Origin of the sequence: Bacteroides sp. AM16-13 (assembly GCF_003602705.1) — a bacterium.
Classification (GTDB): Bacteria; Bacteroidota; Bacteroidia; order Bacteroidales; family Bacteroidaceae; genus Bacteroides; species Bacteroides xylanisolvens.
Map to the genome: position 1 here is coordinate 104,702 of NZ_QTLK01000004.1, position 12,951 is coordinate 117,652.

Here is a 12,951-nt window from a genome sequence, read left to right on the forward strand (position 1 = left end):
CAATGGTATTAGCATTTCGTATATTTGCATAAATATAAAAGTATTTGTTTTCCCTTTCAACAACTAAAATCGCATAAAATATGAAGAATCACTCAAGACATTTTGTAGCCGCTACTTGTGCTTTAGCAGCATTTTCTCCTGTTGAAATGATGGCTCAGAAACAACCTAACTTTGTTATTATCGTTGCAGATGATATGGGATATGGTGATGTGGGTATATATGGTAATGAGTATATAAGGACCCCTAATATTGATCAAATGGCGCGAAAGGGGATGATGTTCACAGACTTCCACTCGAACGGTTCAGTTAGTAGTCCGACGCGTTGCGGGTTATTAACCGGACGTTATCAACAGAGAGCTGGTTTGGAGAGAGTTCTTTTAGTACCCCGGAATGATAAAGATAAGGAGGTGGGACTTCCGTCGGAAGAAATAACCTTTGCAAAAGTCTTGGGAGACAATGGATACCGGACAGCTTTGATTGGCAAATGGCATTTAGGATATTTACAGAAACATCATCCGATGAATTTCGGCTTTCAGAAGTTTGTAGGTTTTAAGTCCGGAAATGTCGACTATCAGAGCCACCGCAACCGTTATGGTGATATGGATTGGTGGGATGGACTGGAAGTGAAAGATATGCCGGGATACACAACAACCCTGTTAACAACGCTCTCCGAAGATTATATAAAGGAAAATAAAGATAAGCCGTTTTGTCTGTATATAGCACATGCGGCTCCTCATTCTCCCATGCAGGGCCCTCATGAGAAAGCGATTCGTACAGAGGCCACTCCGGAAGGGGATAAAAACTCTGATAGATCGAATAAAGAAATCTATAAAGATATGGTAGAGGAACTAGATTGGAGTGTAGGGCGTATTCTGGAGACGCTGAAGAAATATAAATTGGATGAGAATACTTTCGTTGTCTTTTTCTCCGACAATGGTCCGGTAATAAATAATGGAGGTTCTGCCGGAGGATATAAAGGTGCTAAAGGAAGTCCATGGGAAGGTGGTCATCGTGTTCCTGGCATTTGTTATATGCCCGGTACTATTAAAGAGGGCACAACATGCGAACAAACAGTGATGAGTTTCGACCTTTTTCCAACTATGTTGGATATGGCTGACATTCATTATAACGATTCAAAGAAGAAACTGGATGGAACATCTCTGGTGCCTTTGTTCAAAGGAGAAAATCTTGCTCCAAGGCTTTTATTTTGGGGTAATGGTAATAAGACTATATCAGTGAGAGATGGTAAATGGAAACTGGTTCGTTACAATCAAAAGGGGGACATTACGCTGCATTTGTTTGATTTGAACAATGACCCATATGAGAAAAACAATTTGAGCAAGCAGGAACCTGAATTGGTTGAAAGACTGGACAAAGAGATTACCCGCTGGGCTGAGTCCGTCTATTCAGAAGTTCCTGATCAGTTTGCTCGAAAAGTACAGCGCACGAATAAAAAATAACACATTAACATACATAGTAACTATGAAGATAGAAAAAACAGCCTTGTTGGCATTGGGAGCTGCTATGACTTCCGGTGCGGCTTTGGCCTCGAATACGGTTGATAAAGCGACTCCTAATGTCTTGCTGATTCTTGTAGATGATCTTGGATTGGGCGATTTGTCCTGCCAATATGCCAAAGATTTGAGTACTCCCAATATTGATCGCATCTTTGAAACAGGAGTACGTCTGGATAATTTTTATGCCAATTCATCGGTTTCTTCTCCTTCGCGTGCCGCACTGTTGACCGGGCGTTTCCCGGCTATGGTAGGAGTGCCCGGAGTCATACGTCCCTCCGTTGACCAAAATTGGGGCTATTTTGATCCGTCTGCCGTCACTATGCCCGAGGTGCTCAAGAATGGTGGTTATAGAACCGCGCTGATTGGTAAATGGCATTTGGGTTGGGAAAGTCCGAATCTTCCTAATGAAAGAGGATTTGATCATTTTCATGGCTTTCTTGCGGATATGATGGATGACTATTACACGCATCGGCGACAGGGAGGAAATTATATGTACCTGAATGACAAGGAAATCGATCCTAAAGGCCATGCTACCGAATTGTTTACTTCATGGAGTGTGGATTATATCAAGAAAGAAGCAAAAGAGAAGAATCCCTTTTTTCTTTATCTTGCCTACAATGCTCCCCATTCTCCTTTGCAACCTCCGGTAGAATGGGTGAACAAGGTGCAAGAGAGAGACAAGTCTCTGCCGGTTAAGCGTGCAAGGCTGATAGCCCTGATTGAACATTTGGATTATAATATAGGTAAGGTGATACAATCTCTTGAGGAAAGTGGTCAATTGAATAATACCTTGGTGATATTTGCTTCTGATAATGGAGGAGACCGGGGAAGTATGGCGAATAATGGTCCTACCCGGGGTGCCAAAGGCGATATGTTTGAGGGTGGTATTCATGTCGCTTGCGCATTGAATATGCCGGGAGTTTTCGAAGGTGGCCGACGTGACAATCACTTCGTGGTGATGATGGACCTTATGCCCACTATATGTGACTTTGTAAATGTACCGGTCAAGCATGAGATAGACGGTATTTCCGTACTGGATGCCATTAAGGGAAAGACCCAGAACACAGAAGACCGCTTTGTCTTCTGGCTCCGAAATGAAGGTGGCGCGCAGTTTTGTGGCAAGTCACAGAGTGCTGTGAGGTATAATGAGTATAAACTTTTACAGAATCTTCCCTTTGAAAAGGCGCAGATGTTCAATTTGGAAGAGGACTCTTTGGAAACTACTCCGCTACCTTTGCAAGGGGATATGTTTCGGAAATTGAACAATGCAATGACTAAACATTACCGTGCTTGGGGGGCAGTCCCTTGCCAGGCACCGTCTAAATAGAAACTTAAATCATAAAATAAAACTAGTATGATGAATTTAAAAATGAAAAATAAGACTCTGTTCCTATGCCTTCCAGCCATATTAAATGTCCCTTTTGGAGGCTCTTCTGTATTCGGGGCAAATCCAGAAAAAGTCAATAAAGAAAATAGCCCGAAACGTCCTAATGTGCTTGTATTACTAACGGATGACCAGACATTCAGCACTATCCATGCCTGGGGTAATAACGAGATTCAGACTCCGAATATGGATAGGCTTGTCAATCAGGGTATGTCATTCACCCAAACTCACGTAATGGGTGGGCTCAATGGCGCCATCTCGCAGCCCAGTCGTGCGATGCTCCTTACCGGGCGCGGTCTGATGGACGTACATCGCAATGGACAAATCATTCCCAAGAATGAGAAAACATTTCCCGAACTGTTCCGCGAGAACGGCTATACAACCTTCGGAACCGGCAAATGGCATAGTGACAAAGCTGCATTCAACCGTTCGTTCTCTACGGGTGCAAATATTTTTTTCGGGGGAATGCATCCCTATGGAAATGAAAAGGAAGAAAAGGGACACCGATGCCCTTATCTGCATGAGTATGACCCGACAGGGAAATACAAAAATGGTCAATGGGTAAATGCATCACTCAATACTTTCTCATCTGAGTTGTATGCCGATGCCGCCATCAAGTTCATTGAAACAAATGCATCGAATGATAACCCGTTTCTGATGTATGTCGCATTTACTTCGCCACATGATCCGCGTAACGTATTACCCGATTACGGACGCAAATACGGCAGCAAGGAAATTACGATGCCAAAGAATTTTGTCACACAGCATCCGTTTGATAATGGCGACCTTAATGAACGTGATGAAAAACTGTTGCCTACTCCGCGTGTACCGGAACAGGTGCTTGCTGAAAGGGCCCGCTATTATAGTATGGTGAACGAGGTAGATGTTCAGATAGGACGTATCCTTGATATGCTTGAAAAAAGTGGCAAAGCCGATAACACCATCATCGTATTTGCTGCGGACAACGGCCTTTGTGTCGGAGAACACGGACTGTTGGGGAAACAGAACTTATATGAAGCAGCGGTGAGAGTGCCTTTAGTGATATGCGGACCTAATATCCCGCAAAATGTCATGAGCGATGCCTACTGTTATCTTTATGACCTTTACCCCACTCTCTGCGATCTTTCGAATATAAAGGCGCCGGCTACTGTTAAGGGTATTTCATTAGCGCAAACCATACAGAACCCGAAAGTGAAAAAGCGCAAGGACATATTGCTGACATATATTAACCTCCAACGAGCCATCAAGAAAGATGGTTTCAAACTTATACTTTACAATGTAGACGGTCAGCGTCATCCGCAGCTTTTTGACCTTAAGGCGGATCCAATGGAAATGAATAATCTTTATGACAATCCGAAGTATAGTAAAAAACGTGAAGAGCTTACTAAATTACTTTATGCTCGAATGGCGTCTGTTGGCGATTTCTGTGATCCTACTAAACCGGATTGGGGCTATCCGACGAAATTGAAATGGGAACAAGTTGTTAAAGTCAATCCTTGATGTAGAAGAATGTGTGTTCGGGGGCTTGTATAGCTCGATATGAGAAAAATAATCATTCCCACTGCAATAAGAAAAAAACAGCTTATTGCAGTGGGTGTTTTTTTATTGTCCGATACGTCCCACTCTTTCCTCGAAATCGTTACGATCACCAATGGCTTTGCTTCTCATTTTTGAGCGGTAGTTGTAAATGGTCGATAGTGAGTATTGCAGGAAATGGGCTATTTTCACACTATCTGTGATTCCTAACCGAATCAGTGCAAAGATTCTCAGTTCGGGAGTCAGTAGTTTACCAGTACCAGGTATTATGGCATTTTCGGGTGATAAGAGCGCGTTAAAGTCCGCTACGAAGTTGGGAAATAAGTTGAGAATAGCTTTGTCGAAATTATTGTAGAACTCGGCCAAGTCTTCTTCCGTGTTCAACGAAGATTTGAGGAAAGAAACCACTTTATTGATATCTTCACTCTTTGCTATTTTAAGGGCTCTTTTTTTGAAACTGTCTATCTGGGTGATATAGTTGGTGTATTGCTCCATATATAATCCCACATATTCTTCCTTAATTTTACTGCTATCAGCCAGTGCAGAGTTTATGTTTTGTATTTCATCCAAATGATATGACAGGCTTTTATTGGCTTGTTCCACTTTTTTCTTTTGCTTTTTTAGTTGGGTGAAAAGTATAAATAATAGGATACAGACAAGGCACAGCGAACTGAGTAGGCTACTAATAATAACAAATTTGCGTTTTTCTTTCTCTTGAAAAGCCTTGTCGATGAAGAGGTACATATCCGAGGCTTCAATTGTATTGATTCTGGCATTACATAAGATGGCATCTTCCATTGCATTTTTCATGTATGTGTATGCCCGATCTATGTCTCCACTCTCAAAAATAAGTTTTGCCAATATTCGCAAAGAACGGTTCTCTCTAGTTCCGCTTATTGCATCGGATATGGCAGATATGGCAAAGTACTTGATTGCATTCTTAGAGTCACCTTTGCCTTGATAGGCAGAGGCTAATGAATAAGCTAATATGCCGGCATTCCGTGAATATTGGGGATAGCTTAAATAAGCGCTATCCAGCATATAGATGGCATCATTATATTTCTTTTTGTGTAGCAGGATAGGAGCAATTGTGAAAGCCCGTATATTGGAAGGGACTTCTGCGCATTGAAGTAAAGAGTCACGATAAGTTTGTTCTATCAAATCATTCTTGCGTGATTCTATTTCACTGGAAGCAAAATTCTTTTGGTGATTGTAGATAGTGGCTTGCCCGAGGAAGTATTCCACTTTAAGTTTGGGAGACAATAATTCATGTTGTATGGGATTGACAATGGACAATGCTTCTTTGAAAAATCCCATGGAAGATAAAATACGTGCATAGTCTAACTTGGCTTCAATAATAAGCTCTCCATCTCCACTTTCTTGAGCTAATTCATTCATATGAATAGCATAGGTTAAAGCGGAATCTTTTTGAAAGGAAGAATAGGCGAAACATAATAATTCGGCTATTTGTACTTTTTTGTGTATTTTATGGTGTAACTTCAGTTCTATTTTGAGACTATCTATTTGCTCTTGCTTTTGTTCTGCATAATCTAATTTATACTTTAGGGCTTTATCTAATGTTTTTAGTAATGACTTGATTTCATCGTTAGCTGTAGCCGGATTGATAAAAATAAAGCAGAGTAACACAGGTAAAATAAACTTTCTCATGATTATATTAGATTTTATCGCTAAAGCAGAATTTGGGATAAAGGTAAATATAATATTTGATAAATGCCAGCTTGTGATTTAATTCTCATGTCTGAGATTTATAATTCCATACCAAACCGTAAAAGAATACCAGTTTGATATGGAATTTATGATATGGAATCTTTTTCAGAAATGTCTATATAAAATTAGAGAATAATTGTTATTTGTATTTTTTAGCAAACTCCACGGATACCGAATTACTAAAACTTCTGCAAACCTCGGCTGCGAAGTCTTTTCCGCATTGGATTATTTTATCCCATATTTCTTCATTCAAGTTATTTAGATCGCGGTATCGAACATCATATTTAAGTAATCCATAAATGAGTCCTGCATTAAAATTGTCGCCGGCTCCAATGGTGCTGACTGCCTGTAACGGTGCTACCGGATAATCTTTGTTGACCAGATTGGTGCGCAACGCTACCTTTTCTCCACCTGCAGTACAGATGAAGCGTGGGCAATAGAACTTGATTTTATCCTTGTATATCTTGTCTATATCCTGCATATTATACATATAGAGGAAATCCTCTAATGAACCGCGTACGATATCTGCATATTCAAGATTCTCAATAATGGTTGGAGCCAGTTTCATGGCTTCGTTTTTATGAGAAGAGCGGAAATTCGGGTCGTAATAGATGATGGCTTTCTTTTCCCGTGCCTGATCGAGTAATTCGAGAACCTTTTCCCGTAATACCGGATTCAGTGCATAATACGAACCCACCATCACAATGTCATCTTCCTCTAATTTAGGGAATAGGACGTCCAAGCGTTGTTTGGGATAATCCTTGTAAAATATATATTCTGCATCGCTTTGCTCGTTGAGAAAAGCCAGAGATACCGGTGATTTTCCGTCCGGGAATACGTTGACATGATCCGTTGGGATATTATTCTCACGCATAAACTGCAGGATAATATTGCCTACACGGTCATTCCCGGTTTCACTGATGAAGCCGACGTTTATTCCCATTCGTCCCAATGAGACGATGCCGTTGAATACAGAGCCTCCCGGTACGGCTGCGGAAGGCTGGTCACCTCGAAAGATGATATCGAGGATTGTCTCTCCGATACCGATTACTTTTCGCATAGTGATCTTGATTTTTCTCCCAGATAACCACCATGATGGCGTTTTGAATATTCGGCGATCGTAAATCCGGTTTCTTTCATGGTTTGTACCACCAATATATCTCCGATCACTGTCATGGCAGTGGTAGAGGTAGTAGGAGTCATGCCTAACACACAGACTTCAGCCGGCTTACCGGTACTAAGACAAACATCCGACTCTTTTGCCAACGGACTGTCCGGATTACCAGTAATAACAATAAACTTCAAATCCGGATCCAGATTATGAGCCAGACGGGTTAATTCCACAATCTCCCGTGTCTTGCCCGAGTTGGAGATCAACAGGAGTAAATCATTCTTTTGTAAAATACCCAAATCCCCGTGTTGCGCTTCGCTGGGGTGCAGAAAGACAGATGGAATACCGGTGGAACAAAAAGTTGTAGCAATGTTCATGGCAATCTGTCCGGCTTTTCCCATACCGGAAGTTACCAGTTTTCCCTTTTTCTGATGTATTTGTTCTACAATCAGTTTCACTGCTTTTTCATAAGCGTCTGTTACAGGGATGTTGAGCACAGCTTGTGCTTCCTGTTGCAAAAGTTGTTTGATGGAGTCTATCATATAATCAGTTTATTTTTTCTTTTAATTCGTTCAATGTGTTTGCTACTTCGTAGTAGGTTGAGAATGGTTGCCGTGCAAAACCTTTGTCCTCCAGTGTGTGGAGTGCTTTCAATAGTTCGTCATAGAAACCATATTCGTTGTAGAAGATGACCTTTTTCCGGTGATAACCGATAGAAGCAGCGGCTATTACATGGAAAATCTCATCGAGTGTACCAACGCCTCCGGGTAGTGCGACTAACACCTCCGATTTCTCCGTTATGATATCTTTGCGGTCACTCAAATTGCGGGTATGAATTTCTTCGTCTAACAGAGTGCTTACTTTGCCGTTCTCCTCCAGTTTGGCGGGAACAACTCCGATGACCTTGCCGCCGTTTTCTTTTACGGCGCGGGCTACACATTCCATCAGTCCGAGGCTGGCCCCTCCATATATCAAGGTTTTGCCTTTCTGTCCCATCCATTCTCCTATTTGGCGGGCACTTTCGAAGTACATTTTGTCAATGTTTTCGGAGGCGGAACAGAATATTCCTATCTTTTCCATATACGTTGTTGCTGTTATAGTCCACAAATATCTGCAATTTTCTATAAACAGCAATAAGTTTTATTGTATTTTTGTGGCATTAATTCAATAAGGAAGTATAAAACAATGCAAGGTAACGAATATACATTGCCAAATGGCTTACGTATTATCCATGAACCGACCCTCTCAAAAGTAGCTTATTGTGGTTTTGCGATCGATGCTGGAACGCGCGATGAGGCAGAGAATGAGCAGGGAATGGCCCATTTTGTAGAACACCTGATTTTTAAGGGAACGGAGAAGCGTAAAGCCTGGCATATCCTCAACCGGATGGAGAATGTGGGGGGCGACCTGAATGCTTACACTAATAAAGAAGAAACGGTGGTCTATGCCGCTTTCCTGAAAGAACATCTGGAACGGGCGCTTGAACTGTTGGGGGATATTGTATTTCATTCAACTTTTCCGCAGCATGAAATAGAAAAAGAAACGGAGGTCATTATCGATGAAATCCAGTCGTATGAAGATACTCCGTCGGAACTGATCTTCGATGATTTTGAAGATATGATCTTCCGCAATCATCCATTGGGAAGAAACATTCTTGGTAAACCGGAACTGCTGCGGAGTTTTCGCACAGAGGATGTTCTATCGTTTACCCGCCGGTTTTACCAACCGGGGAATATGGTGTTTTTTGTTCAGGGACAATATGATTTCAAGAAAATCATCCGCTTGGTAGAAAAATACCTTTCGGATATTCCTGATGTAAGAGTAGAGAATCGTCGCACACCTCCGCCTCTTTATATGCCGGAACATTTAACGGTTCCCAGAGACACACACCAGGCACATGTAATGATTGGTAGCCGTGGCTATAATGCGTATGACGACAAACGCACAGCTCTCTATTTATTGAACAATGTCCTCGGAGGTCCCGGGATGAATAGCAAACTCAATGTGTCCCTTCGTGAGCGTAGAGGACTGGTTTATAATGTCGAATCCAATCTGACCTCCTACACGGATACAGGGGCTTTTTGTATTTATTTCGGGACGGATGTGGATGATATGGACACCTGTTTGAAACTGACCTATAAGGAACTGAAGCGGATGCGTGATGTGAAAATGACTTCCTCCCAGTTGGCAGCAGCGAAAAAGCAGTTGATCGGACAAATTGGAGTGGCATCTGATAACTTTGAGAATAATGCACTGGGAATGGCGAAAACATACCTTCATTATCATAAATATGAATCATCCGAGCTTGTTTTTAAGCGTATTGAAGAGTTAACAGCAGAGCAACTACTGGAGGTTGCCAATGAAATGTTTGCAGAAGAGTATTTATCAACGCTGATTTATAAGTAGCTTTTTGATACTGCTACGATACACTGACAATTAATAAACTGTTAATATTAAACTGACCATGAAAAACTTAACACGAAATGTCTGGATTTGCCTGGGTCTGATAATGTTTCCCCTTACAACATTCGGACAGCAGAAGAACAATTTTACCTATGTGCCGGCTCAAGAGCTTTTATTGGTAGGAAAAGCGACTATCGAAGGTGAATATTTCCATCGGGTAGACACAGCAAAGTATTGTACGATGCCTCCTGCAGTAAAGAAGCTATTCACCAACTCTGCGGGTTTGGCTATTTCCTTCACAACGAACAGTCCGGTGATAAAAGCTAAATGGACTGTTCCTGACAATTACCAATTGCCAAACTTGACCAGACTAGCCCAGAAAGGCTTGGATTTGTATATCAAACGGGATGGGAAATGGCAATTTGCCGGAGTAGGGATGCCGGGTGGCGTGACTACGGAAAGAGTGATTGTCGATAATATGGGAACCGAAGAGAAAGAATGTTTGTTATATCTGCCCTTATACGATGAGTTGAAGAGTCTGGAGATAGGCGTTTCTTCTGATGCTCACATACATAAAGGAGAAAATCCGTTCAAAGAGAAAATAGTAGTCTACGGATCCAGTATTTTGCAGGGAGCGTCTGCCAGCCGTCCGGGCATGGCCTATCCGGCCCGCTTATCCCGTAGCAGTGGATATAATTTCATTAATTTGGGATTGAGTGGTAATGGAAAAATGGAGAAAGAAGTTGCCGGGATGTTAGCGGATATTGATGCAGACGCTTTTATCTTGGATTGTATTCCTAATCCTTCTCCCAAAGAGATTACCGAACGGGCTGTTGACTTTGTAATGACCTTGCGGGAAAAACATCCGGATACACCTATTATTATCATACAGACATTGATACGCGAAACGGGAAACTTTAATCAGAAAGCCCGTGAGAATGTAAAGCAACAGAATGAGGCTATCGCCGAGCAAGTAGAAGTACTGCGTAAAAAAGGCGTAAAGAACCTGTATTTCATTAAAGAAGACCGTTTCTTGGGAGCAGATCACGAGGGAACCATCGACGGAACTCACCCGAACGATTTGGGGTTCGACCGGATGCTGAAGAAGTATAAACCTGCTATCAGCAAGATCCTGAAAATTAAGTTTAGAGACGAATAACGGAAAGAAATAAGAAGAAATAAAGGTCAATTCATGGGGGTGAATTGACCTTTTTTCTTTTGCAAATGTGTTAAGTTGTTCCTGAAAACAAGAAGCCCGCTACTTCTTTAATAAGATGTTTCGAATGACTTATAAAGAAGATTGTTCCAGATCTCTCAATCCTTTTTCCTCCAAATAATGAATAAGTTCTTGTGGGCGGTTTGTTTGTATCATTGTTGCTTTATGTTCCAGTATCCATCCCCAGTGTGTGTCTTTACCTTCAATTAAAGCATTCTCGTCGTCATGTCCTCCACACAAAGAATCCCACAAAGTGTTTATCCACACGCGGCTGCCAGATTCTATGATGGAATTGATTATGTTTAGGTCGAGAGATTTTTCGTCTTTAAAACAAAGCTCGTAAGCCACTGGAACAAAGTCTTTGATAAATTCCTGTACCGATGCAACTGATTTGTCATTCCATAAATCAATAATAGGCATATATAACATTCCTTGGCTTGAACCATAGCTTTCCTTGACTTTCTCAACGGGGTATTTCCCTTTGATAATGACTTGCTTTTCCATGTCGCATTTTTTGATAATGGGGAGGATTTCTTTGATGTATTTTTCACCCTTGTCAATATTGACAAGAATTCGGTTTTTACAAACTTTGAGAACCTCTTCCAAAGTTGGGATCTGACGTCTGGTCTTAATACCGTTACCACTTCGCAAAACTAGCTTTTTGAGTTCTTCCGTAGTATAGTCTTTTATCGCCCCTACGCCGGTCGAAGTGCGTTCTAACGTTTCATCATGCATACAGATGAAGTTTCTGTCTTTAGTTGGCTGAATATCTATTTCAACCATATCTACTCCCATTTCGATAGCGTTTTCTATACACTGTATGGAATTCTCCGGAGCATTTCTCCAGTCACCACGATGGGCAATCACAAAAATATACTTAGAGTTCTTATCGTGTAGATTATTGAGCAATTTGTCAGATCTTGTTTGAGAAGCTACGTTCAAAGAAACAAGTAATATAACTAATATTAATCGTATTTTTCTGATCATTCTTTTTCAATTTTATATAATCCTTGGCTATTGAAAGTTGAATAATTAACGTACTCCTTTTTCTTTTAAATATGGGATAATAATATCTGAATAATCAGTCTGTATCACTTCTATTTTATTTTGGATGAATACATCCACTTTAGAGTAATCATTATTATTTAATAATTGACTGTCATCATTTTCCAGGTGATTGGCATATCCTATTAGTTTAGCTGTTTTAATGGCTCCCACTAGTGTTGTTAGGTTATTTACGTTAATATTGAACTGTACCATTGGTATGGATTTTGCATAATATTTCTGATAGTTATTCACATCTGTCGTATTACTAACCCATGGGAAAGGGATTGCATCTTTATTGTATTCTAGAATATTATCTATATAAGTACTTCCCACAAAGTAGCACACCTCGTTTGTCATGCCTTTATCTGCTACCATTTTGACAAGCCTTCTTAAGAGTGCAGGCTCTTTTACATCCACACAGATGTAAATTTTTCCTTTTGCAGCTTTTAGAATTTGTTCAAATGTAGGGACTTTAAATTGGGTGGCACGTCCTTGATTATCTTTTAGGTAATAGCCGAATAATGTACTTGATAACATGGTAGACAGATTACCCGAACCAGTGGTTGTATTTCCAATGCCAGCATCATGCATATTGACAATAACTCCATCTGAAGTGGCTCGTGCATCAACTTCTATCATGTCTACTCCTGCTTCAATGGCATATTTAACAGCTTCGACAGAATTGCCCGGAATCCCATTCTGGATACCTTTCAAAGTATTGCTACGATGTGCGCAAGTCCACATCTTCAAACTGGTGTTTTCAGACAATTGTTTTAAGTCTGCTTTTAGGTCTCTGCCACTGGGCTCACTCGAACCATCTTCCGGTTCGTCAGAGTCGTCCGGATTAATAGGCTGTTCTTTCTTTATTTCATCGTCGGATGAGCTACAACCGGAACAAATCATTAGCCCGGCTAATAAAATAGCGAGGGATAGGAATAATATTTTTCTCATAATGAATCGTTTGTTTAGGGAGCTTTTTCAGATAAGCTCCCTATTATTAATAAAATGA

At 40.9% G+C, this 12,951-nt stretch carries 11 protein-coding genes; 5 read left to right on the top strand and 6 right to left on the bottom strand.

The genetic code is table 11. The features are described from left to right. Window positions 1-80 precede the first annotated feature (80 nt). Genes DW173_RS04180 through DW173_RS04190 form a run of 3 tightly spaced genes read left to right on the top strand, consistent with a single transcriptional unit; the run spans window position 81 to window position 4,401 of the window. On the top strand, window positions 81-1,460 hold the full coding sequence (locus tag DW173_RS04180) for a sulfatase-like hydrolase/transferase (protein ID WP_120143815.1): 1,380 nt from the start codon (window positions 81-83) through the stop codon (window positions 1,458-1,460). A gap of 22 nt (window positions 1,461-1,482) precedes the next feature. Then, window positions 1,483-2,844 carry a sulfatase gene (locus DW173_RS04185; RefSeq protein WP_120143816.1) on the top strand — a complete coding sequence of 454 codons (1,362 nt, stop codon included), beginning with the start codon at window positions 1,483-1,485 and terminating at the stop codon, window positions 2,842-2,844. 27 nt (window positions 2,845-2,871) lie between these two features. Continuing rightward, window positions 2,872-4,401: a sulfatase-like hydrolase/transferase gene (locus DW173_RS04190; protein WP_120143818.1), complete on the top strand. Its 1,530-nt coding sequence runs from the start codon at window positions 2,872-2,874 to the stop codon at window positions 4,399-4,401. Window positions 4,402-4,503: 102 nt separating this feature from the next. Here the strand turns inward: DW173_RS04190 and DW173_RS04195 are convergent, their stop codons facing one another. The 4 genes from DW173_RS04195 to DW173_RS04210 all read right to left on the bottom strand — a co-directional run bounded on the left by DW173_RS04195 (window position 4,504) and on the right by DW173_RS04210 (window position 8,356). After that, window positions 4,504-6,105, bottom strand: coding sequence for a DUF6377 domain-containing protein (locus tag DW173_RS04195; protein WP_008023843.1), 1,602 nt, complete (start codon window positions 6,103-6,105; stop codon window positions 4,504-4,506). 199 nt (window positions 6,106-6,304) lie between these two features. Beyond that, window positions 6,305-7,225 carry a carbohydrate kinase family protein gene (locus DW173_RS04200; RefSeq protein ID WP_120143820.1) on the bottom strand — a complete coding sequence of 307 codons (921 nt, stop codon included), beginning with the start codon at window positions 7,223-7,225 and terminating at the stop codon, window positions 6,305-6,307. Beyond that, window positions 7,213-7,818: an SIS domain-containing protein gene (locus tag DW173_RS04205; RefSeq protein WP_004298060.1), complete on the bottom strand. Its 606-nt coding sequence runs from the start codon at window positions 7,816-7,818 to the stop codon at window positions 7,213-7,215. Before DW173_RS04205 ends, DW173_RS04200 begins: the two co-directional genes overlap by 13 nt. Window positions 7,819-7,822: 4 nt before the next feature. Then, window positions 7,823-8,356 carry a TIGR00730 family Rossman fold protein gene (locus tag DW173_RS04210; protein WP_087320965.1) on the bottom strand — a complete coding sequence of 178 codons (534 nt, stop codon included), beginning with the start codon at window positions 8,354-8,356 and terminating at the stop codon, window positions 7,823-7,825. 105 nt (window positions 8,357-8,461) lie between these two features. On the opposite strand from DW173_RS04210, the gene DW173_RS04215 reads away from it, so the two are divergent. Both DW173_RS04215 and DW173_RS04220 read left to right on the top strand, forming a co-directional pair. Then, window positions 8,462-9,682: a M16 family metallopeptidase gene (locus DW173_RS04215; protein ID WP_120143822.1), complete on the top strand. Its 1,221-nt coding sequence runs from the start codon at window positions 8,462-8,464 to the stop codon at window positions 9,680-9,682. Window positions 9,683-9,740: 58 nt separating this feature from the next. Further along, window positions 9,741-10,838: an SGNH/GDSL hydrolase family protein gene (locus tag DW173_RS04220; RefSeq protein WP_120143823.1), complete on the top strand. Its 1,098-nt coding sequence runs from the start codon at window positions 9,741-9,743 to the stop codon at window positions 10,836-10,838. Window positions 10,839-10,967: 129 nt separating this feature from the next. Here the strand turns inward: DW173_RS04220 and DW173_RS04225 are convergent, their stop codons facing one another. Both DW173_RS04225 and DW173_RS04230 read right to left on the bottom strand, forming a co-directional pair. Next, window positions 10,968-11,882: a glycerophosphodiester phosphodiesterase family protein gene (locus tag DW173_RS04225; protein ID WP_120143825.1), complete on the bottom strand. Its 915-nt coding sequence runs from the start codon at window positions 11,880-11,882 to the stop codon at window positions 10,968-10,970. Window positions 11,883-11,927: 45 nt separating this feature from the next. Continuing rightward, window positions 11,928-12,893, bottom strand: a complete 966-nt coding sequence (locus DW173_RS04230; protein WP_120143827.1) for a glycerophosphodiester phosphodiesterase family protein — start codon at window positions 12,891-12,893, stop codon at window positions 11,928-11,930. Between the last annotated feature and the right edge of the window lie 58 nt (window positions 12,894-12,951).